We start from the raw sequence: 22,058 nt of genomic DNA on the forward strand, positions 1-22,058 counted from the left end.
CGCTTCCCCGGGATTGGCGCGGCCATCCGGGCGAACACCCGGCGCGGCGCCGGCACGCGGCGTCCTCACGGGCCGTGCCGCCGGTGGGGTGATTGCGCGAGGGGCACCCGTGGGTCCGCCCCGCCGGTCCCCGGCCGCACCCCCCGCCCCACTCGACACACTCACTTGGTTTCGCCTGATTCGCCCGAATTGCTACTAGGGTTCACACCGTCCGACGCACCCCGTGCCGGCACACCCCTCTTCCGTGCCGGCGCACCGGACTCGGGCGGCCGCCCGCGGCGCGTTCCCGCCCGTCCCGAGCGCCACCCGTGAGCGAGGAAACCGCGCATGCCCCTGCCAGCGACCGACTCCGCGCCGCGCGTCCTCCACCTCACCCAGCCCGTGGACGGCGGGGTCGCCCGTGTCGTGACGGACCTGGCGCGGGCTCAGCTCGCCGCCGGGCTGCACGTCGCGGTCGCCTGCCCGGACGGTTCCCTCGCCGCCGCGCTGCGCTCGCTGGGCGCGGACGTACGGCCGTGGCGGGCGACGCGCTCGCCGGGACCCTCGCTCGGCGGGGAGGTGCGTCGGCTCGCGCGGGTGATCGAGGACGTACGGCCGGACCTGGTGCACGCGCACAGCGCGAAGGCCGGTCTCGCCGGGCGCCTCGCCGTGCGGGGACGGATCCCGACCGTGTTCCAGCCGCACGCCTGGTCGTTCGAGGCGGTCGGCGGGGTCACCGCCGCCCTCGCGCTCGGCTGGGAGCGGTGGGCGGCGCGGTGGGCGGCGCGGGTGGTGTGCGTCAGTGAGGCCGAGCGGCGCCGGGGGGAGTCGGCCGGGATCCGCGGGCGGTGGGCGGTGGTGCCGAACGGCGTCGACCCGGACCGCTTCCGTCCCGGCCGCCCCGGCGCCGCCGTACGGTCCTCGCTCCTCGCGGACGCCGGCCCGCAGGACCCGCTCGTGGTCTGCGTGGGGCGGCTGTGCCGGCAGAAGGGGCAGGACGTCCTGATCGCGGCGTGGGACCGGCTCGCCGAACAGGTTCCCGGGGCCCGGCTGGTGCTGGTCGGCGACGGGCCGGACCGGGCGCGGCTGCGGGCGCTCGCCCCGGCGTCCGTGCGGTTCGCCGGGGCCGTCGCCGACGCCTCCGACTGGTACCGGGCCGCCGACGTGGTCGTGCTGCCGTCGCGCTGGGAGGGCATGGCCCTGGCTCCGCTGGAGGCCATGGCCTGCGGGACGCCCGTGGTGGTGACCGACGTGGACGGCGCGCGCGAGGTCCTGCCGCCCGCGCTCGCGCCGCACTGCCTCGTGCCCCCCGAGGACCCGGTGGCGCTGGCCGGGGCCGTCGCCGCACTGCTGCTCGACCCGGCACTGCGCGCGTCGGCGGCCCTCCGGGGGCGGGCGCACGTGGTGTCCGCACACGACGTACGGCACACGGCGGGGGCCGTCGCGGCCGTGTACGGCGAACTGCTCGGCGGCGGGCCGGACGCAGGACCGTCCGCCGTACCCACCCAGTACAGGGAGTCCATCCACTCGTGACCGCGGAAAGCACCGTCCCCCCTCCCGCCGGGCAGCAGCGGGACCCGGGGCTCTCCCCCGTCTCGGTCCTGCCGCCGCGCACCGCCGACGGCGGGGTCCCGCTCCCCTGCGAGCGCCCCGCGGCGCGGCCGCCGTCCCGGTTGCCGCTGCTCGCCGCGGACGGCACGGCGGCCCTGCTGGGCGCGCTGGCGCTCACCGGCGTCCCGCATCGCCCGCTGTACGCGGCCCTGCTGGTGGCGGTGACGCTGCTGCTGCGCCCGCGCGGTCTGCCGCACGCGCCGGACGGCGTCCTGGACGAACTGCCCGTCCTGTGCGGCCGGATCGCCGTCGGCTGGCTGGCGCTGGCCGCGCTGGTGGCGGCGTACGCCCCGCACCAGGCGCTGTCCGTCCGCGACCTGCTCCTCGGCTGCGCCGTGCAGACGGCGGCGAGCTGCGCGGGCCGCGGTGCCGTGCACGGGCGGCGCCGGGCGGCGCTGCTGAACCACCCGCGCGCCGCGCTCGTCGTCGGGCCCGCCCGGACGGCGCAGCGCGTGGCCGCGGCGGTGCTGCGCCACCCGCGCTGCGGGGTGCGCCCGGTGGGCCTCGTGGCCGGTGAACCGCGGGAGCCGTCCGCGCCCGGAGGGACCGCGGACGGCGCCGAGACGCTGCCGGTGCTGGTCACGGACGAGGAGGTGCGGCGGGCGGTCGTCCAGAACGGCGTACGGGACGTGCTGGTCGTGGACGCGTCGGCGCGGACGTGGCGGGCACCTCTGCTGCGCGTGTTCGCCGAGTCGGGCTGTGCGGTGTGGGAGGTCGACGCCGACCCGTCGTACGCGCCGTCTCCGTCGCACGTGCCGTACGCGTCGCACGCGGGCCGTGACCGGATCGCCGGGTTCCGCTGCCGGCGGCTGGGGCCGGGGACGGGGCGGCCGGACGGTGGCGCCGGCAAGCGGGTGCTGGACGTGGTGGTGTCCGGGGCGCTGCTGCTGGCGGTCAGTCCGCTGCTGCTGGTGTGCGCGGTGGTGCTGCGGGTCAGCGAGGGGCCCGGGGTGGTGTTCCGGCAGGTGCGCGTCGGGCGCGGCGGGAAGCCGTTCACCCTGCTGAAGTTCCGCACCCACCGGCCGGTGGACGAGCACGAGTCGGCGACCCGGTGGAGCGTGGCGGACGAGCGGCGCATGCCGTGGTTCTGCCGCTTCCTGCGCCGGACCTCGCTGGACGAGCTGCTCCAGCTGTGGAACGTGTTCCGCGGTGACATGAGCCTGGTCGGCCCGCGTCCCGAACGCCCTTACTTCGTCAAGAAGTTCAGCGAGGCCTACCCCGGTTACGCGGCCCGCCACCGGATGCCGGCCGGCATCACCGGGCTCGCCCAGATCCACGGGCTGCGCGGGGACACCTCCATCGAGGACCGGGCCCGCTTCGACAACGCCTACATCGAGGACTGGTCGCTGTGGCGGGACGTCTGCATCCTGCTGCGCACGGCCGCCACGCTCGTGCGCCCCACCGGGAGCTGACGCGGTGAGCCACGTCCTGCCCCTGCCCCGGCGCCCCGGCCCTCCCGGTGCGCGGGCGCTGCCGCCCGCGCTGGCCGTGGCCGCCGTGATCGCCCTGCTCGCGCTGCCGCTCGCGCCGGGCGGGACGGACGGGGTGCACCCCGCCGACGCGGCCTCCGCGCTGGCGGTGCTGTACGGCGCGGTCCGGGTGGTGCGGGGCCGGCGGCGTCCCCTGACCCGTACGGCGGCCGTGGTGCTCGCCCTGCCCGTGGCCGGGTTCGCCCTCGCCGCCCTGCACGCGCCCTCCCCCGGCGCCGGGCTCACCGGGTTCGGCCGCTACCTCCAGGTCTTCGTGCTCCTCCCGGCGGCCGTCGTGCTGCTGGTGCGCGAGCGGCGCGACGTACGGCTGCTCGCCTGGTCGCTGGTGGGGCTGGCGCTGTGGCAGGGAGCGGTCGGCGTGCACCAGTACGCCACCGGGACCGGCGCCTCCTACCGGGGGGAGCAGATCCGGGCGGTGGGCACCTTCGGGCCGCAGGACGTGATGGGGATGGCGACGGTCGTCTCCCTTGGGCTGGTGGCGGCGCTCGGGCTGGCGCTGGGCCGCACGCCGGTGCGGCAGCGGGTGGCGGCCGCCGGGTGCGCGGTGGCGCTGGTGCTGCCGCTCGCCGTCTCCTTCAGCCGGGGGGCGTGGATCGCCACGGCGGTGGCGTGCGCGGCGCAGCTGCTGCTGTCCGGGGCGCGCCGGGCGCTGGCGGTGGGGGCGGGCGCGGCCGCGGCGGGCGTGGTCCTGGTGGGCGGGTTCGGGCTCGGCACGGCGATGCTCCAGGAGCGCCTCGACAGCATCACCCGGGTCGCCGACGCCCCCGACCAGTCGGTGACCGACCGGTACGCCCTGTGGGCGGCGGCCGGGGACATGTGGCGCGATCGGCCGCTGGGCGGCGTGGGGCTGAAGGGTTTCCCCGAGCACCGGGACGCGCACGCCTCGCTGGCACTGTCCTCGGGCAGCGACACGGACGGCGCGGGCGCGGGCTTCCGCCGGCAGCCGCTGCTGTCACCGCACAACATGTACCTGCTCGTCCTCGCCGAACAGGGCCTGCTCGGGCTGCTCGCGCTCGCCGGGAGCTGGCTCGCCCTGCTGGTGTGCGGGGTGCGCGGGGTGTGGCGGGCCCGCGGGCTCCGGCGGCGCGGGCCCGCCGCGCTCGACTGCGGGCTGGTCGCGTGCGGGCTGCTGGTGTGGCAGCTGACCAACTTCGCGTACGCCGACATCGGCGGGCCCTCGACCGTGCTGACCGCCGTGAGCCTCGGGCTGGCGGCCCGGTGGGCCTTCGGGGATGACGGCGAGGGGGCCGCGGCGGGGGGCGGTGCGGCCGCGGCCGGAGCCGACGAGGTCCGGGCGGCCGTCGGCCCGACGGAGGCGCCGGCGCGATGACCGTGACGCCTCCCCGGGCCGGCGGTGCGGCGGCCGTGCCGGACGTACCGGCCGTCCGGGCCGCCGCGCCGCCGGACGCGGCCGGGGCCGAACCGGCCGGGAACTCGCGGGGTTTCCTCGCCCGTGCGACCCTGCTCACCGCCGCGCTGTCCGTCGCCGCGTCCGTGCTGGGCCTGGCCCGGGACCAGGCGCTGGCCCGGCTGTTCGGGGCGGGGAGCGAGACGGACGCGTTCCTGGTGGCGTGGACGGTGCCCGAGTTCGCGGCCACGCTGCTGATCGAGGACGGGCTGGCGTTCGCGCTGATCCCGATGTTCAGCCTGGCCCTGGCCCGCCGCGCGCAGGGCGCCCCGGGCGACCCGGTCCGCGCCCTGGTCGCCACCACCCTGCCCCGGCTGGCGCTCGCCTTCGCCGCGGTCGCCGCGCTGGCCGCCCTCCTCGCGCCCCAGCTGGTGCGGGCCCTCGCCCCGGGCCTGCCCGACCACGCCCTCGCGGTGGAGTGCACCCGGCTCACCGCGACCTGCGTGCTCAGCTTCGGGCTGGCCGGGTACTGCTCCGCCGCCCTGCGCGCGCACCGGCGGTTCCTGGCGCCGGCGGCCATCTACGTCGCCTACAACACCGGCATCATCACCGCGATGTTCGTCCTCGGCGGGCGTCTGGGCGTGCGGTCGGCGGCGGTCGGGGTCGCGGCGGGCGGCTGCCTGATGGTGGCGGCCCAGCTGCCGTCGCTGCTGCGGCAGCTGCGGCGGCGGGACGCCGACGCGGAGCGGGCGGAGGCGGCGGGCGGCGGGACGCCGGCGCCGGCCGCCGCCCTGTTCGCCACCGTGCTGCTGTTCGCGCTGTGCCGGCAGTCCCAGGTGCTCATCGAGCGGTTCCTCGCCTCCGCGCTGCCCGCCGGCGCCATCTCGCACCTCAACTACGCGCAGAAGGTCGCCCAGATCCCGATGACGCTGTCGCTGATGCTGTGCACGGTCACCTTCCCGGTGGTGGCGCGGGCCCTGGCCGACGGCGACACCGCACGGGCCCGCGCCCGGGTGGAGCGGGACGTGGCCGTGGCCGCGTGCGTGGTGCTGCTGGGCGCGGCCACGGTCGTCGCCTGCGCGCCGCAGATCGTCCACCTGCTCTTCCAGCGGGGCGCGTTCACCGCGTACGACACGGCGGCGACCGCGGGCGTGATGCGCGTGTACGCCCTCGGGCTGCTCGGCCAGACCGTGGTGGGCGCGCTGGCCCGCTCCTACTTCTCGGCCGGCCGCGCCAGCTGGTACCCGCTCGGCGCGATGGCCGTCGGCATCGCGGCCACCGCCGGGATCGGCGTGTGCGCCGCGGGCTCCTGGGGCGTGACGGGCATCGCGGCGGCCAACGCGGCCGGCATCACCGTCACCGCGGCGCTGCTGCTCGCCGGGATGGGCGAGCGGAGCGTACCCGTCCGTGTCCGGCGCGTGCTGGGCCGGCTCGCCGGGCCGGTGGCGGCCTCGGCGGGTGCCACCGCGGCGGGCGCGCTGGCCGCGGGCCGGTGCGGCTCCCCCGCCCTCGGCCTGGCCGCCGGCGCCCTGACCGTCACGGTCGTCTTCGTGCTGCTCGGCCGGGCCCTGGGCGTCCAGGGCGTCACCTCCGCGCTCTCCTCCCTCCGTTCCCTCCCTTCCGTCCTCTCCCGAAGGCTCCCGCATGGCTGCTTCCACAGGTTCCGCTGATTCCGCCGGTTTCCCCGCTCCCCCGGGGTCGCCGGGTGCCGCCGGTTCCACCGGTCCGGCGGACCCCGCCGGCCGCGTCGACGCGCTCCCCCGCCCCCGGTCCGGCGTCCGGGGAGGCCGCCGCCCCGCCCCCGTGCCGTGGGTGGCGATGTACCACTCCGTCGGCGACCGCACCGACGACCCGTACCGCATCACGGTCACGCCCGCCCGGCTGGACGCGCAGCTCGGCTGGCTGCGGCGGCGCGGGCTGCGCGGGGTGTCCGTGGGCGAGCTGCTCGCCGCCCGCGCCCGGGGCGAGGGCCGGGACCTGGTCGGGCTGACCTTCGACGACGGGTACGCCGACTTCACCGAGCACGCGCTGCCGGTCCTGCGGCGCTGGGGGTGCGGGGCCACCCTGTTCGTGCTTCCGGGCCGGCTCGGCGGCGACAACGCCTGGGACCCGCTGGGCCCGCGCAAGCCGCTGCTGACCGCCGGCGGCATCCGGCACGCCGCCGCCGAGGGCGTGGAGATCGGCTCCCACGGGCTGACCCACGTGGACCTGACGGAGGCGGACGACGCCACGCTGCACGCCGAGGTCGCCGGCAGCCGGGCGCGGCTCGCGGAACTGACCGGCGCCCCGGTCGCCGGGTTCTGCTACCCGTACGGCACGGTCGACCGGCGCGCCGCCGACGCCGTACGGGACGCGGGCTACGCGTATGCCTGCGCCATCGACCCCGGCCCGCTGACCGGCCCGTACGCCCTGCCGAGGGTGCACGTCGGGCAGCGGGACACGGCCGTGCGGCTGCTGCTGAAGACCCGGTTGCACCGGCTGCGCCGGCGCCCGGCGGCGGGGATCTGAGGGGGTGTCCGCGTGAAGGCCCTGCACGTCATCACCGGCCTCGGCGTCGGCGGCGCCGAGCAGCAGCTGCGGCTGCTGCTGCGACATCTGCCCGTCGACTGCGACGTCGTGACGCTCACCAACCCGGGCCCGGTCGCCGACGGGCTGTCCGCCGACGGGGTGCGCGTGGTCCACCTCGGGATGGGCGGCAACCGCGACCTGACCGCGCTGCCCCGCCTGGCCCGCCTCATCCGCGCCGGCGGCTACGGCCTCGTCCACACCCACCTCTACCGCGCCTGCCTCTACGGCCGCCTCGCCGCGCGCCTGGCGGGCGTGCGCGCGGTCGTCGCCACCGAGCACTCCCTGGGCGAGACCCAGATGGAGGGCCGTCCGCTGACACCGGGGGTGCGCGCCCTGTACCTGGCCGGGGAGCGCCTGGGCAGCGCCACGGTCGCCGTCTCCCCCGCCGTCGCCGGCCGGCTGCGGCGCTGGGGCGTGCCCGCGTCCCGCATCGAGGTGGTCCCCAACGGCATCGACCTGGCCCGCTTCCGCTTCGACCCGCGGCGGCGGCACCACACCCGGCGCCGCCTCGGGCTGCCGGACGACGCGTTCGTCGTCGGCGGCATCGGCCGGCTCGCCCCCGGCAAACGGTTCGACGTCCTCGTGCGGGCCCTGTCCCGCCTGCCCGGCGACTGCTGGCTGATGCTGGTCGGCGGTGGCCCGCAGGAGCACGTCCTGCGGCGCACCGCCCGCGAGGCCGGTGTCGCCGACCGTGTGCTGTTCACCGGGGAACGGCCCTACCTCCCCGGCGACTGCCCGGGCCCCGACCTGCCGTCGCTGGCCTGCGCGATGGACGTGCTCGCCTCGCCGTCGCGCGAGGAGGCGTTCGGGCTGGCGGCCGTGGAGGGCCTGGCGTCCGGGCTGCCGGTGCTCTACGCCTCCTGCCCGGCGCTGGAGGACCTGCCCCCGCACACCGCCCCGGCCGCCCGGCGCGTCCGCGGCGGCGACGGGGAGTTCGCCCGCGCCCTGGCCGAGGTCCACGCGGCCGGCCCCGGCCCGCGCACCGCGCCCGAGGCCGCCCGCCGCTACTGCATCACCCGCAGCGCCTCCCGGCTGATGGACGTGTACGCCACCGCCCTCGCGCAGCCCTCGTTGTCCCCGGCACCCCAGGGAGTCAGCTCCGCATGACCGAGAACGTGACCGAGAGCAGGACCGAGAACAGGACCGAGAACAGGAACGGGAAGAGGACCGAGAGCAGGACCAGGGACAAGACCGGGAACAGGACCGGAGACAAGACCAAGGACAAGACCGGGGACAGGACCGGGAACAGGACCAAGGCCAGGACCGGGGACGGTACCCGGGCCGGCGAGGGCGCCGAGCCCGGCACCGGGCATCCGGCCCCCGCCCCCGCGTCCGCCGGCCCCCCGCGCGCCACCGCTCCCGCCCGGTCCCTCACCCGTGCCCGCGCCCGCGCCCTGCCGCCCTGGTCGCTGCTGGCGGCCGGCGCCCTCCTCGGCGGCCTGCTCGGCGGCGGCTACGGCCTGGCCAGGACACCTGCGTACACGGCGACCAGTTACGTCGTCGCCGTACCGGCGGAGGACTCCGACCCGGCGTCCGCGCTTGGCTTCGCACAGGCTTACGGCCGGGTCGCCACCCAGCTCGCGGTGCTCGGCGACGCGCAGGTGTGGGCGGGCGTACCGGTGACGACGCTGCGAAAGAGCGTGCGCACGGCGACGTCGCCGGACGCGCCGATGGTCGCGATCACCGCCACCTCCGCCCGGCCCGACCTCGCCGCCGACATGGCCAACGCCGTCTCCCGGACGCTGATCCGGCACGCGGGCGACGTCTCCGGCTCCACCCGGGTGAGGCTCCGGCAGTTCGCCCGCGCCACCGAGCCCGCCGAGCCGTCCTCGGCCCCCGCCCCGGTGACCGGCCTGGTCGGCGCGAGCGCGGGCGGTCTGCTCGCCGGACTCGCGCTGCTGGCCCGGCCGCGCCGGCCGGCCGGGGCGCACGGGCGCCCGGCCGCCGTGCCCGCGCCCGCTTCCGCCGCCGACGTCCGCGGGCAGCTGTGACGTACCCGGCGTACACCACCGAAGTGGTCACCGACGAGCGTGTCTTCGCCGCGCTGTCCGCCGACTGGGCCCGGCTGCACCGGCGGTGCGCGACGGCGACGCCGTTCCAGAGCCACGCCTGGCTGCACTCGTGGTGGCTGTCGTACGGCCGCCGCGGCCGGCTGCGGTTGCTGCTGGTCCGCGAGGGCCGCGAGCTGGCCGCCGCGGCGCCGCTGATGCGTGTGACGCGTCCGCTGCCCGCGCTGGTGCCGCTGGGCGGGCCCCTCTCCGACTACGGGGACGTGCTGGTGGACGACGAGCGCGGGGAGGCGGCGGTGGCCGCGCTGACCGAGGGCCTGTCCGCCGCCGCCCGCACCGCCCTGGTCGACCTGCGCGAGGTCCGGCCCGGCGGCGCGGCCGAACGCGTCTACGACCGCTGGCGCGGGCCCCGGATCCGGGTGGACGACTCGCTGTGCCTGGAGCTGCCCGCCGTACCGATGGCCGAGCTCGTCGCCCGGCTGCCGTCGGCGAAGGCGCAGCAACGGGTACGGGCCAAGCTGCGCAAGCTGGACGCCCTGGGCGTCAAGAGCCGCGCCGTCCTCCCCCAGGAGGTGGACGCGGCGCTGGGGCGCCTGCTGGAGCTGCACCGGCTGCAGTGGCAGGGGCGGAAGGTGACGGGCGAGCACCTCAGGCCGCGGTTCCGCGAGCATCTGGTGCGGGCCGTCGGGCCGATGGTGCGCTCGGGGGACGCGGTGGTCACCGAGTTCCGGATGGCGGACGAGGTGGTGGCCGTGGACGTGACGCTGCTGTCGCCGGCGCTCGCGGGCGGCTATCTGTACGGCGCCCACCCCTGCCTGCGGGAGCGCAAGGCGGACGTGGCGGTGATGCTGCTGGACGCCTGCGCCGGGCACCTCGGGCACGGGGACCGGAGCGGCGGCACGCTGAGCCTGCTGCGCGGCGACGAGCCGTACAAGCACCACTGGCGTCCGGAGCCGGTGGTGAACCGGCGGCTGCTGCTGGCCCGGTGGCGCACGGCCCCGCTGCTGTCGGTGGCGCTCGGCGGTGACGCCGCGCGGCGGCGGGGCAAGGAGCTGCTGCGGCGGTGGCGGGAGCGCGGGGGCGGCGGGCCGTGACGGAACCCGCCGCCGTCCGGGTCTCACCGGATGCGCGTCCACCAGTCGAGGCGGAGGCAGAGCTTCCCGCCGAGCCAGTACTCCACCCAGTCGCCCATGGCCAGCGGCGAGCAGTCGGCCGGCGGCCGGGCCGGCTGCGGCGCGGACCGGGACGCCGCCGGGAGCGGAACCGGGGCCGGGACCGGAGTCGGGGCCGGGGCGGGCACCTGGGCCGGCGGCGTGGCGGGCCGGCCGGTGCGGCCGGAGAGGACGGCCCGGTAGACCGCGGACGACCGGGGGTTGCCGTCGCACTGCCACACACCGTGGGGGCAGTAGTCCGTCAGCGTGTTGTACAGGGGCTTGTGCTCGTCCATCCACGCGAGCATGCCCTTCATGTACGCGGCGTTGTCGCCATTGCGGAAGAGGCCCCATTCGGGATAGGAGATGGGCTTTCCGTGGGCTTTCGCGAATTCGACGTGCGCCCGGAGTCCGTAGGGCTCCCTCACCTGCTCGTCGAACGGCATGCCGCGCGGCTGGTCGTACGTGTCCATGCCGATGATGTCGACCACGGCGTCCCCTGGATAGCACTCCGTCCACGGAATGGCGTCCCGGCCGCGGTTGGGTGTGAAGTCGAACCGGAATTTCTGGCCCGGCACCGCGCGCATGGTGGTGACGATCCTGTTCCAGTACGTCTTCCAGGCCCGGGGGTCCGGTCCGCAGCGATGGGTGTACGTGGTGCCGTTCATCTCCCAGCCGAGCACGATCACCGTGTCCGGCACGCCCAGCCGGACCAGCCTCTCGGCGAGGGCGCGGAAGTGGTGGTCGAACCGCCCGGCCGCGCCCTCGCGCAGCAGTCGGCGCACCTCGCGGTCCAGGACCCCCTCCTCGTTCCGTTCCAGCATGGGGACGTTGAGGACGAACATCCGGTCGGCGTCGCGGTTCCGCCAGTCGGCCCACACGTCGAGGAAGCCGGGGGCGCCCGCGATGTTGCTCCAGCGGTCGCCCGGGAGGTAGGTGTGGCCGACACGCAGCTCGGCGCCGCCCAGCCACCGGCTGAGCTGGTCCATCCGGTTCACGCCGGCCGTGCCGTAGTGGAGGTAGGCGCCGAAGGCGGGGAGATCGTTCTTCGGGTCCTTGGGGTCCTTGGGGTCCTTCGGATCTTTCGGGTCCTTCGGGTCCTTCGGATCCTTGGGGTCCTTGGGGCCTGCGGGCTCCTTCGGGTCTTTCGGTCCGCCTGTGGCCGGTGGGGCTTGGGGAGTCCCCGGGACGGGCGATGCCGCCGGGGCGAGTGGTACCGCCGGGGCGGGCCGTGTCGCCGGGACGGTGGGCGCCGCGGGGACCGGGACCACCGCGGGGGCACCGGTGACCGGGCCGGGCGGGGGCGCGGGCGGGGCGGGGGCGAGGGCCGTGGCGGTTCGGACCGGACCCGGGCCCGCCGCGAACCCCGGGCCCGCGGCCAGGGCGGCCGACGCGGCGACCGCCGCCGCGACGAACGCCAGTCGACCGGACCGGACCCATGGCTGCTGTGGGGACATGCCGGCTCTCTTCCCGTTTCGTACTGCCGAATTCGCGGGGGATTTCCGGTACATTCCGGCCGCCTCTTCCACCGCCCACCGGAAACCCTTCGAATTTTTCCTGATTGACAGTCAGTCATATGAAAGAACATCACGCCACCGCCGCTACGGCTTTCGGGTGTCACGGTCGCCCGCACCGGTGATCCGCACCCGTCCGATCCGAAGGAAGAAATCCCGTGTCGCTGTTCGACACCCGCGTCCCCGCCGTACTGCTGCGGGTCGACCGGAACCCCTTTCACCATGGAACGCTGGGTGCCGTGCGCTCGCTCGGCCGGGCGGGGCTGGCGGTGCACGTGGTCGCCGACTGCGCGCAGAGCCCCGTCGGCGCCTCCCGCTTCGTACGGCAGGTGTACGCCCCGCCGCCGCCCGGGGCGTCCCCGGCCGAGATCGCGGACGCGCTGCGCCGCGTCGCCGCCCGGATCGCGTCTCCGGCCGTCCTGGTCCCGATGGACGACGCGAGCGCCGTCGCCGTGGCGCGGATGCGCGCGGAGCTGGCGCCCGACTACCTGCTGCCCGCCCTGCCGGGCGCGCTGCCCGAACGTGTCGCCGACAAGGCGGAACTGGCCGGGGTGTGCGCCTCCCTGGACGTTCCGCACCCGGTGACGGTGGTGCCGGACAGCCCGGCGGAGGCCGCTGCGGCCGCCTGCCGGCTCGGGCTGCCGGTGGTGGCGAAGTGGAGCCGGCCCTGGCTGCTGCCCGCGGGCAGCGGGCTGCGCAGCACGGTGCTGGTGCGCTCGGCGCAGGAGGCGCGGGAGCTGTACGGGCGGTCCGGGGAGGCGGGCTGCCGGCTGCTGCTCCAGGCGTTCCTGCCACCCGGCGCGGACCGCGACTGGTTCGCCCACGGGTACGTCGACCGCGCCGGCGCCCTGCGCGCGGGCGGGACCGGCCGCAAGACGCGGGCCCGGCCGCGCGGTGCCGGCCTGACGGCGGCCGGCTGCTGGACACCCGACCCGCAGGTGCGGGCGCTCACCGAGCGGATCACCGGCGCGCTGGGCTACCGGGGCATCTTCGACCTGGACTTCCGCCGCTGCGGCACGACGGGGCGCCACCACCTGCTCGACTTCAATCCCCGCCCGGGCGCCCAGTTCCGGCTCTTCACCGACCGCGCCGGCCTGGACGTCGTACGGGCCCTGCACCTGGACCTGACCCACCGGCCGCTGCCCGGCGGGGAACCGGTGCCGGGGCGGGTGTTCGTGGTGGAGAACTACGCGCCGCTGACCGCCCTGCGCCCGGCGCCCGCGGGGCGGGAACTGGCCTGGCACGCCCGCGACGACCGGGCGCCCGGCCGGGCGCTGTGGGCGTTGTGGGGCCGCCATGTCGCGGGCCGGCTGCTGCGGCGGCCCCGGCGCGGGCGCGAGCACGGCCGGGAGCGGGGACGGGAGCGCGGACAGGAGACGGGGGCGCCGCCCGGCCGGGCGAGGCGGACGTGGTGCGCCCGGTGATGCCGGCTCCCGCGGTGCCCGGACAGGCCGCCCCGGTGGGCTCGGTCGGCCCGGTGGCCCCGATCGACCTGACGGGACACCGCTGACCGGTGTCCGCCGCCGGTCCGGCACCACCGGTGCCGGACAACGCGGCGCCCCCGGCACACCTGGTGCCGGGGGCGGCGGGGCCACGCTCGTGGGGAGCCGGGGCCCTATCCGTGGGACGTGACGCGCCGTCCCCTGCGGTACAGCGCGATTCCGCCGGTGATCAGCGCGGCGCTCGCGGCGGCGGTGCCGGCGACCGGCCCGCTGCCGGTCCGCGGCAGAGAGGGGGAGTCGTCGCCCGCGGGCGGCATCTCCTCGTCCGCCGGCGGCACCTGTCCGTCGTCCTCGGACGGCTTGGGCTCCTCCTCGTCACCCGGCCGCGGCGTGTGCGTCGGGGGCACCTCGTCGTCGCCGTAACCGCCGTCGTCGCCGTAACCGCCGTCGTCGCCGTAACCGCCGTCGTTGCCGTAGCCGCCGTGGTCGCCGTAGCCGCCCTCGTCGTCGGCGCAGACGCCGGCGACCGCGGCCGTCGTCCCGGCGACCGCGCCGACCGCGCCGTCGCAGGGGTGCGGCGTCGACCAGGTCGGCACCGGTCCGTCGCCGTCCTCGGCCCAGGTCGCGGAGGCCTTCGGTCCGTCGCCGTCCTCGACCCAGGCCCGCGCGGAGGCCTCCGGCCCGTCGCCGTCCTCGGCCCAGGTCGCGGAGGCTTTCGGCCCGTCGCCGTCCTCGATCCAGGCCCGCGCGGAGGCCTCCGGCCCGTCGCCGTCCTCGGCCCAGGTCGCGGAGGCCTTCGGCCCGTCACCGTCCTTCGGTTCGTGGCCGTAACCGGTACCGGGCGTTTCCCCCCGGTCGTTCGCGCAGGCGTGGCCGAACACCCGGCTCATCGCGGCGGTCGCGTCGGCCGTGGCGCCACAGGCGTTCTCCGACGTCTCGTCCGGTGTCCGCGCGTTGCTGCCGGCCAGGGATTCCGGCACGTTCAGGGCCGCCCCGTCCGTCTGCGCGTCGGCGAAGGCGGGGCTGCCGCACAGGGACAGAATGCTCGTCGCGGCGACGGCGAACACTCCCCTGCTCAGGGTCTGTCGCACTCTCGTTGTCTTCCTGCTGGTGGGTATGGGAAAGCCGGCTCCGGGCACACACGGGAGCCAGGGCCGGCCGTGACACGGGCGGGCGGCTCGCGCGAAACGGTGTCAGCCGTTCCCGCGCTTGCCGCCGTACGCCGGATCCGGGGCGCCGGCGCCGCTCACGGTGCTGCCGCGCACGTCGATCGAAACGTGCGCCGGCGCCTAGGCGGCATCGCCGGCCAGGACGCCCCGGGAACCGGTGACGGCACCCTCGGCCTCCGCGCCGGCGACGGCCGGGGCGGCTTCGCCCGAGACCGTGGCCGCGCCCGTGACGACAGCAGCGCTCCTCTTCATCAACTTCCCCTTCTCCGCGGTCATGCCCTGTGGGGACGGCCGGAGCCGAGCGAGCACGGCTTCGACGGCTCGCACCATGACCTACAGCCTGCCAACGAGGTGTCGACGGTGAAGGAAACTTGACCGAAGGTGCGACATGGCCTAATTCACCCGAATGCCCCACGCGATGCCCTACCGGACGTCCCGCTCCACCGGGGAGTCCGGGGCCGGGACCGGTACGCGGAGGCGGGCCACCGGGACCGGCGGGCGGCCTTCCGCCGGGCTACGACACCACGTCCTTGCGGGCGAAGCCCCGGAAGGCCAGGGCGAACAGCACCAGCGCGTACGTGACGGAGACCGCCGCGCCCTGGATCATGCCGGACCACTCCGGGCGCGGCTGCAGGGCGTCCACCCAGGCGAACTGCCAGTGCGCGGGCAGGAAGTCGCGCCAGTGGCCGAGGGCGGTGACGGCGTCCAGCACGTTGCCGACGATGGTCAGGCCGACCGCGCCGCCCACCGCGCCGAGCGGTGCGTCGGTCCTCGTCGACAGCCAGAACGCGAGCCCGGCGGTGACCAGCTGGGACACGAACAGGTACACCACGGCCACCACCAGCCGCTGCACCGCCGTGCCCGGGTCGAGCGAGCCGCCGGTGGGCAGGGCCAGCGGGCCCCAGCCGTAGGCAGCCGTGCCGACGGCGAGGGCGACCAGCGGCAGCAGCGCCATCGCGGCCAGACCGAGGCCGAGTCCGACGGCGAGCTTGGACGCCAGCAGCCGGGCGCGCGGCACCGGCGCGGCCAGCAGATAGCGCAGGGAGGACCAGCTCGCCTCCGAGGCGACGGTGTCGCCGCAGAACAGGGCGACGGGGACGACGAGGAGGAAGCCCGCGGAGACGAAGAGGCCGACGGCGGCGAAGTTGGCGCCGGACGCGGTCGCCGTGTCCATCAGCGTCACCCGGTCGTCGGGCCCCTCCGGCTCGCCGCCGATCGCGAAGGCGACGAGCAGCACGAACGGGAGGGCGGCGAGGATCGCGCCCATGACCAGGGTGCGGCGGCGCCCCAGCTGGCGGGTCAGCTCCACGCGCAGGGGCAGGGTGCGGGCCGCCCGGTAGCCGGGAGCGGATCCGGCGGGGGCCGTGCCACCGGTCTCGCCGGCGTGTCCGGCTCGTTGGGCCAGCGGGCTCATGCGGAGCCTCCGATCAGGGTGAGGAAGGCGTCCTCCAGGCGGCGGTGCGGGCCCACCGACTCCACCGGCACCTCCAGCCGGACCAGTTCGGCGACCAGGCGGGAGGCGGTGGAGTCGGTGCCGAGCCGGATCAGCAGCCCGTCGTCGGTGCGGACGACGGAGGCCACGCCCGGCAGGGCGGCGATCTTCTCGGCGACGGGCTCCGCGACGGGTGCGCCGGTGCCGACCAGGAGCGTGTCGCCGGAGCCGACGATCTCGCCGACCGGGCCCGCCTGCACGAGCCGGCCCCGGTCCATGACGACCAGGTGGGTGCAGGACTGCTCCACCTCGGCGAGCAGGTGGCTGGAGACGATCACGGTGCGGCCGGCGGCGGCGTACCGGATCATCACCTCGCGCATCTCGCGGATCTGGGGCGGGTCGAGGCCGTTGGTCGGCTCGTCGAGGATCAGCAGCTCCGGCAGGCCGAGCATGGCCTGGGCGAGGGCGAGGCGCTGGCGCATCCCCTGCGAGTAGGTGCGCACCGCGCGGGCGAGCGCGTCGCCCAGGCCCGCGATCCGAAGGGCCTCGTCCAGGTGCGCGTCCCCGGGCGGGCGTCCGGTCGCCCGCCAGTACAGTTCCAGGTTCTCCCGGCCGGACAGGTGCGGCAGGAAGCCCGCGCCCTCCACGAAGGCGCCGACCCGCGACAGCACGGGCGCTCCGGGCCGGACGGCGTGGCCGAAGACGCGGATCTCGCCGGCGTCCGGCCGGATCAGGCCCATGAGCATGCGCAGGGTGGTCGTCTTGCCCGCGCCGTTGGGGCCCAGCAGGCCGAGCACCTGGCCCCTCTCCACGCGGAAGGACACGTCCCGCACGGCGTACCGGTCCGTCGAGCCCGCGTACCGCTTGCTCAGCGCGGTGATCTGGAGGGGGACGTCGGCGAGCGCCGGGTCCGGGGCGGGGGCGGTGGTGCGGCGGCGTGCCGTCAGCAGCAGGGCCGCCGCGATCAGCACGCCGGCGAGCGGCAGCCACCACACCCACGCGGGCAGCGGGGCGGCGGCGGTGGTCACGCCGGGGGCCGTCGGGACGCTCAGGCCGCTCTCGAGGGAGACGGTGTGGGTGGCCGGGGCCGCCGGGGAGGCGTAGCCGAGGTCGGTGGAGGCGAGGACCAGGCGGAGCCGGTGGCCCTCCTCCACCTCGTGGTCGATCGCCGGCAGGGTGATCGTGACGTCCCTGCCGGTCCGCGCGCCCTCGACGCGTACGGGCGTGACCAGTTGGGAGGGCAGGACCGGGCGGGCGTCGCCGGGGCCGACGTCGTAGACCTTCGCGAAGAGCACGGCGTCCTCGGCGGTGGAGCGCACGTGGACGGTGACGGTGGGTGACCCGGTGACGCGCAGGTCGCCGGTGACGGGGGCGGAGTCGAACCGGGCGTGCCGGCCGGGGAAGTCGAGCGAGATCCCGGCGCCGAGCGAGGACAGCCCGCCCAGGCCGGCGGCGGCGCCGAGGCCGGGCAGGGCGGAGACGGCGGGCGGGCTGCCGCCCGGGGGGTTGGTGAAGCGCTGCTCGCCTCCGGTGAGGGGGATGTCCGTCAGGCCGCTCCGCAGACCCGGGTACCGGTCCGCGCTCGCGCCCCGCGACCGGGCCTGCCCGTCGGTGGAGTCGACGCCCCCGGTGCGGGTGACGCGGAAGGCCGGGCCCGTGCCGGCACCCTGGTCGCCTTTCAGGTGGCGGTCGAACCAGGCCCGTACGCGCGCCTGGACGCGGCCGGTCTCCATGTCGCCGCCGTCGTGCCCGCCCGCGATCCAGTCGACGGCGACGGGGGCGCCGCCCGCCCGGATCGCCCGTGCCGCCGCGTCGGCCTGGCCGAGCGGGAAGAGGGAGTCGGACTGGCCCTGCACCAGCAGCGTGGGCACGTCGATGCGGTCGGCGACGGCGGACGGGGAGCGCTCCTGGAGCAGTTCGCGCGCCTTCGCGTCCGGGGTGCCGGACACGGCGACCCGCTCGTACATCCGGCACAGCACGGGCTCGAACCTGTCGCAGCCGCCGCCCGAGTCGACGAAGAGTCCGGCCCACAGCTTCTTGAACACGCCGTTCGGGAAGAGGGCGTCGGCGAGGTTCCAGTACGTGATCGCCGGGGCGATGGCGTCCACCCGGTCGTCGTGCCCGGCGGCCAGCAGCGCGACCGCGCCGCCGTAGGAGGCGCCGGCCACGCCCACGCGCGGGTCGCCCTCGCCGTCGAGCCGCACCTGGGGCTGCCGGGCCAGCCAGTCGATCAGCCGGGAGACGTCGGCGACCTCGCCGTCCGGGTCGTTCAGCCCGATCTTCCCCGTCGAACCGCCGAAGCCGCGCGCCGACCAGGTCAGCACCGCGTACCCGTCCTCGGCCAGGCGCTCGGCCTGCTCGCGCACGTCGGCCTTGCTGCCGCCGAAGCCGTGCGCCAGCAGGACGGCCGGGCGGCGGCCGGCGGGGCCGGCAGTGAAGTACGAGGTGTCGACGCGCACCCCGTCGCCCACGGTCATGACCCGGTCGGCGCGGCGCACCGGGGGCGCGTCGCCGGAGGCGACGGCCGTCCACGTACCGGCGCCGGCGAGCACGGCCGCGGCGGCCCCGGCGGCGAGCAGCCGCCGGGGCCCGCGCAGCGCCCGCAGTCCGGGCAGTCGGAGATCCATGCGTCCACGGTACGGGCCGCCGCCGACACCGGGTGCCGCCCGGGGGCCGAACCCGCGCCCCTCCTGCGGGAGTACGGCCCTTTGTCCGTGTACCGCGGTCGCGGTACACGGGCAAAGGGCCGGGTGCGGGGCCGCGCCCGGGACCCGGCACGGTCGGGCCCGGGCGGCCGGCGGGGCCGCGGCGCGGGCGCGGGAGCAGGGCCCCGGCGCAGGGTGGCGGTGGACGTGACGCCGTCGGCCCGCGGCGGGGGCCTCCCGCCGGGTGGGGTGCGGGCGGGGGCCGCGACCGGCGGGACCGGCGCCCCGCCCCCGCCGGGGACCGCCGCGGGGGCGGGGCGCCGTACGGACGTCAGTGGTTGCGCGGGAAGCCCAGGTCCACGCCGGCCGGGGCGTCGGCCGGGTCGGGCCAGCGGGTGGTGACGACCTTGCCGCGGGTGTAGAAGTGCGTGCCGTCGTTGCCGTAGACGTGCAGGTCGCCGAAGAGGGAGTCCTTCCAGCCGCCGAAGGAGTGGTAGCCGACGGGGACCGGGATCGGGACGTTCACGCCGACCATGCCGGCCTCGACCTCCAGCTGGAAGCGGCGGGCCGCGCCGCCGTCCCGGGTGAAGATCGCGGTGCCGTTGCCGAAGGGCGAGGCGTTGATGAGCGCCACGCCCTCCTCGTACGTCTCCGCGCGCAGCACGCACAGCACCGGGCCGAAGATCTCGTCGCGGTACGCCTTCGCCGTGGTCGGCACCCGGTCCAGCAGCGAGACGCCGATCCAGTGGCCGTTCTCGTAGCCGTCGACGGTGTAGCCGGTGCCGTCGAGGACGACCTCGCAGCCCTCGGCCGCCGCGTTCTCCACGTAGGAGGCGACCTTGTCGCGGTGCGCCTTGGTGATCAGCGGGCCCATCTCGGAGGCCGGGTCGTTCCCGGGGCCGATCTTGACCTTCTCGGCGCGCTCGCGGATCTTCTCCACCAGCTCGTCGCCGGTGGAGCCGACCGCGACGACCGCGGAGACCGCCATGCAGCGCTCGCCCGCGGAGCCGTAGGCCGCCGAGACGGCCGCGTCCGCCGCCGCGTCCAGGTCGGCGTCCGGCAGGACCAGCATGTGGTTCTTGGCGCCGCCCAGGGCCTGCACGCGCTTGCCGTGGGCGGAGGCGGTGGTGTGGATGTACCGGGCGATCGGGGTGGAGCCGACGAAGGAGACGGCCCTGACGTCCGGGTGCTCCAGCAGGCGGTCGACGGCGACCTTGTCGCCGTGGACGACGTTGAAGACGCCGTCCGGCAGCCCGGCCTCGGCCAGCAGCTCGGCGAGCTTCAGGGAGGCCGAGGGGTCCTTCTCGCTCGGCTTCAGCACGAAGGTGTTGCCGCAGGCGATGGCGAGGGGGAACATCCACATCGGCACCATCGCCGGGAAGTTGAACGGCGTGATGCCGGCGACGACGCCCAGCGGCTGCCGGATCGCGGCCACGTCCACCCCGTTGGCGACCTGCGTGGACAGCTCGCCCTTGAGCTGCACGTTGATGCCGCAGGCCAGGTCGACGATCTCCAGGCCGCGCGCCACCTCGCCCAGCGCGTCGGAGTGCACCTTGCCGTGCTCGGCGGTGATCAGCGCGGCGATCTCGTCGCGGTGCGCGTCCAGCAGCGCGCGGAACCGGAACAGGACCGACGTCCGCCGGGCCAGGGAGGACCGGCCCCAGTCGGCGAAGGCCTCCCTGGCGGCGGCGACCGCCGCGTCCACCTCCTCGGCGGAGGCGAAGGCGACCTTCGCGGTGACCTCGCCGGTCGCCGGATCGGTCACCGGCCCGTACGTGCCCGAGGTCCCTTCGACGGTCTTCCCGCCGATCCAGTGGTTGACGATGTCCGTCATGACCGAGAACTCCTTCACAGAGGGCGGCGCCGGGCCGGGACGTGCCGTTCGTACGGCTCGCGGGCCCCGGCCGGCGACGGCCGGGCCGCGGCCTGGGGCCCATCCCATCAGTCCGCGGGGCGGGGACGCGCCCGACACAGTGTCGGGCGTTTCGGTCCCCGCGTAGACAGGAGGCACGCGGGGAGCGCCGGAGGCCGTCGGGGAGGGAGCGGGGCCGCGGGCGCCGCGCCGCTCGCAGGGCGGCACCCGGGACGGCGGGTTCACCGCACGGCTCCGGCGGCCAGGGCCGCCGCCACCTCGTCCGGCGTGGGCATCGCGGAGGAGCACTCCAGGCGGGAGGCGACGATGGCGCCGGCCGCGTTGGCGTGCCGCACGGTCCGCTCCAGCTCCCAGCCCGCGAGCAGGCCGTGGCAGAGCGAACCGCCGAAGGCGTCACCGGCGCCGAGGCCGTTGAGGACGGTCACCGGCAGCGGGGGGACCTCTGCCGAGGTGCCGTCGCGGGCGACGGCCAGGGCGCCCCTCGGGCCCTGTTTGACGACCGCGAGCTCCACCCCGGCGTCCAGGAGCGCGCGGGCGGCGGCGTGCGGCTCGCGGACGCCGGTGGCGACCTCCACCTCGTCGAGGTTGCCGACGGCGACGGTGGCGTGGCGCAGCGCCCGGGCGTAGAGGGGGCGGGCGGCCTCCGGGTCGGGCCAGAACACGGGCCGCCAGTCGAGGTCGAGGACGGTCGGCCCGGCCCCGCCGCGGTGGGCGAGGGCGGTGAGGGTCGCCGTACGGCTGGGTTCCTCGCACAGTCCGGTGCCGGTCACCCAGAACACCCGCGCGCCGCGGACGGCGTCGAGGTCGAGCTCGTGGGCGCCGATCTCCAGGTCGGGGGCCTTGGGGTGCCGGTAGAAGTGGAGCGGGAAGTCGTCGGGCGGGAAGACCTCGCAGAAGGTGAGGGGCGTCGGCAGTCCGGGCACGGGGGCGGCCCAGCGGTCGTCGACGCCGAAGCCGCGCAGGGCCTGGCGCAGGTACGCGCCGAAGGGGTCGTCGCCGGTGCGGGTGATCACCGCCGTACGGCGTCCGAGGCGGGCGGCGGCGACCGCGACGTTGGCCGGGGAACCGCCGAGGAACTTGCCGAAGGACGTGACCTGTGCCAGCGGGACGCCGGTCTGCAGCGGATAGAGGTCCACGCCGATCCGCCCCATGGTGATCAGGTCGTACACCATCGTGACCCCTTCGTCGCGTTTTCCCCCGGCTTTGTAGTCCTGCCCGCCGCGACTGTCAACGTTTTGTCCGGACATGAGGGAAACGGGGGTGGGAACGGAGTCTTCGCCCGGCCGGAGTCAACACGCCACGCCCAGGAGCCGGCACGCGCTTGTGCGGCACTCGTGTCACAAACACCCCCTTCGTGTCACACATGTCGCAGGCCCGCAGGGGTTACGTCACACCCGCGCACAGCGCCCGACCGACCGGCGCCCGCCCTCGTTCACCGGGCGCAGGCTGACGAACGCCAGCGCCGCGCCCGGCTCCCCCCGACGGCCATCCCGGCCGTCGCCGCGGCGCGCGCGGGGAGGTGGACGACCATGACCGGCCGAAAGCTCTGGTCCTACCAGGACATCGCGGCCCACATCCAGGTGCGGCCGGACACCGTGCGGTCGTACCGCAAGCACGGCCTGCTGCCCCCGCCCGACCACGTGGAGGGCGGCAAGCCCTACTGGTACGCCGACACCATCCGGGCGTGGGTGGCCGCCCGGCCGCGCAACCGGTCCCGCCGCGGCGACTGACCCCGCCGCGGCCCCCGCCGGCCCGGCCCCGCGGCCACCGGTGGACTCTCCGGCGGGACGTTCCCGCACGGGCGGCCGCCCGTGCGGGAACGTCCCG

Annotated in this window: 17 protein-coding genes; 10 read left to right on the forward strand and 7 right to left on the reverse strand. The window is 76.6% G+C overall.

What is annotated here, in order from left to right:
• Positions 1-327: 327 nt before the first annotated feature.
• The 8 genes from ACSU6Z_RS09770 to ACSU6Z_RS09805 all read left to right on the forward strand — a co-directional run bounded on the left by ACSU6Z_RS09770 (position 328) and on the right by ACSU6Z_RS09805 (position 10,099).
• On the forward strand, positions 328-1,512 hold the full coding sequence (locus tag ACSU6Z_RS09770; RefSeq protein ID WP_437044567.1) for a glycosyltransferase: 1,185 nt from the start codon (positions 328-330) through the stop codon (positions 1,510-1,512).
• A complete protein-coding gene (locus ACSU6Z_RS09775; RefSeq protein WP_437044568.1) occupies positions 1,509-3,002 on the forward strand; it encodes an exopolysaccharide biosynthesis polyprenyl glycosylphosphotransferase in 1,494 nt (497 codons plus the stop codon). The genes ACSU6Z_RS09770 and ACSU6Z_RS09775 overlap by 4 nt, the downstream gene beginning before the upstream one ends.
• A gap of 4 nt (positions 3,003-3,006) precedes the next feature.
• Positions 3,007-4,410 carry an O-antigen ligase family protein gene (locus tag ACSU6Z_RS09780; RefSeq protein ID WP_437044569.1) on the forward strand — a complete coding sequence of 468 codons (1,404 nt, stop codon included), beginning with the start codon at positions 3,007-3,009 and terminating at the stop codon, positions 4,408-4,410.
• Positions 4,407-6,098 carry a lipid II flippase MurJ gene (locus ACSU6Z_RS09785; RefSeq protein ID WP_437044570.1) on the forward strand — a complete coding sequence of 564 codons (1,692 nt, stop codon included), beginning with the start codon at positions 4,407-4,409 and terminating at the stop codon, positions 6,096-6,098. The genes ACSU6Z_RS09780 and ACSU6Z_RS09785 overlap by 4 nt, the downstream gene beginning before the upstream one ends.
• Before the next feature lie 148 nt (positions 6,099-6,246).
• The gene (locus ACSU6Z_RS09790) at positions 6,247-6,936 is read left to right on the forward strand and encodes a polysaccharide deacetylase family protein (protein WP_437050246.1); all 690 of its coding nucleotides are present in this window, start codon (positions 6,247-6,249) and stop codon (positions 6,934-6,936) included.
• Between the two features lie 12 nt (positions 6,937-6,948).
• On the forward strand, positions 6,949-8,103 hold the full coding sequence (locus ACSU6Z_RS09795; RefSeq protein ID WP_437044571.1) for a glycosyltransferase: 1,155 nt from the start codon (positions 6,949-6,951) through the stop codon (positions 8,101-8,103).
• 287 nt (positions 8,104-8,390) lie between these two features.
• The gene (locus ACSU6Z_RS09800; RefSeq protein ID WP_437050248.1) at positions 8,391-8,987 is read left to right on the forward strand and encodes a lipopolysaccharide biosynthesis protein; all 597 of its coding nucleotides are present in this window, start codon (positions 8,391-8,393) and stop codon (positions 8,985-8,987) included.
• Complete coding sequence (locus ACSU6Z_RS09805) at positions 8,984-10,099, forward strand: GNAT family N-acetyltransferase (protein WP_437044572.1); 1,116 nt, start codon at positions 8,984-8,986, stop codon at positions 10,097-10,099. The genes ACSU6Z_RS09800 and ACSU6Z_RS09805 overlap by 4 nt, the downstream gene beginning before the upstream one ends.
• A gap of 23 nt (positions 10,100-10,122) precedes the next feature.
• On the opposite strand, the gene ACSU6Z_RS09810 is transcribed toward ACSU6Z_RS09805, so the two are convergent.
• Complete coding sequence (locus ACSU6Z_RS09810; RefSeq protein ID WP_437044573.1) at positions 10,123-11,613, reverse strand: glycoside hydrolase family 26 protein; 1,491 nt, start codon at positions 11,611-11,613, stop codon at positions 10,123-10,125.
• A 215-nt stretch (positions 11,614-11,828) separates the two neighbouring features.
• Between ACSU6Z_RS09810 and ACSU6Z_RS09815 the strand changes: the two genes are divergently transcribed.
• The gene (locus ACSU6Z_RS09815; RefSeq protein ID WP_437044574.1) at positions 11,829-13,094 is read left to right on the forward strand and encodes an ATP-grasp domain-containing protein; all 1,266 of its coding nucleotides are present in this window, start codon (positions 11,829-11,831) and stop codon (positions 13,092-13,094) included.
• A gap of 191 nt (positions 13,095-13,285) precedes the next feature.
• Here ACSU6Z_RS09815 and ACSU6Z_RS09820 read toward each other — a convergent pair whose 3' ends face one another.
• The 6 genes from ACSU6Z_RS09820 to iolC form a co-directional block, all read right to left on the reverse strand.
• Positions 13,286-14,203, reverse strand: a complete 918-nt coding sequence (locus tag ACSU6Z_RS09820) for a chaplin family protein (RefSeq protein ID WP_437044575.1) — start codon at positions 14,201-14,203, stop codon at positions 13,286-13,288.
• A 198-nt stretch (positions 14,204-14,401) separates the two neighbouring features.
• Positions 14,402-14,557, reverse strand: a complete 156-nt coding sequence (locus ACSU6Z_RS09825) for a hypothetical protein (RefSeq protein ID WP_437044576.1) — start codon at positions 14,555-14,557, stop codon at positions 14,402-14,404.
• Between the two features lie 238 nt (positions 14,558-14,795).
• On the reverse strand, positions 14,796-15,695 hold the full coding sequence (locus tag ACSU6Z_RS09830) for an ABC transporter permease (RefSeq protein ID WP_437044577.1): 900 nt from the start codon (positions 15,693-15,695) through the stop codon (positions 14,796-14,798).
• Complete coding sequence (locus ACSU6Z_RS09835; protein WP_437044578.1) at positions 15,692-18,340, reverse strand: CocE/NonD family hydrolase; 2,649 nt, start codon at positions 18,338-18,340, stop codon at positions 15,692-15,694. The genes ACSU6Z_RS09830 and ACSU6Z_RS09835 overlap by 4 nt, the downstream gene beginning before the upstream one ends.
• Before the next feature lie 349 nt (positions 18,341-18,689).
• Entirely contained in the window at positions 18,690-20,192 is a 1,503-nt protein-coding gene (gene mmsA, locus ACSU6Z_RS09840; RefSeq protein ID WP_437044579.1) for a CoA-acylating methylmalonate-semialdehyde dehydrogenase, read from the reverse strand.
• Positions 20,193-20,452: 260 nt separating this feature from the next.
• Positions 20,453-21,403 (reverse strand): 5-dehydro-2-deoxygluconokinase, encoded by a 951-nt coding sequence (gene iolC / locus ACSU6Z_RS09845; RefSeq protein ID WP_437044580.1) that lies wholly within the window; start codon positions 21,401-21,403, stop codon positions 20,453-20,455.
• A 357-nt stretch (positions 21,404-21,760) separates the two neighbouring features.
• Here iolC and ACSU6Z_RS09850 point away from each other — a divergent pair, with 357 nt between their 5' ends.
• Positions 21,761-21,961 carry a helix-turn-helix transcriptional regulator gene (locus ACSU6Z_RS09850; RefSeq protein WP_437044581.1) on the forward strand — a complete coding sequence of 67 codons (201 nt, stop codon included), beginning with the start codon at positions 21,761-21,763 and terminating at the stop codon, positions 21,959-21,961.
• Positions 21,962-22,058 lie beyond the last annotated feature (97 nt).

Origin of the sequence: Streptomyces sp. enrichment culture, assembly GCF_964273145.1 — a bacterium.
Classification (GTDB): domain Bacteria; phylum Actinomycetota; class Actinomycetes; order Streptomycetales; family Streptomycetaceae; genus Streptomyces.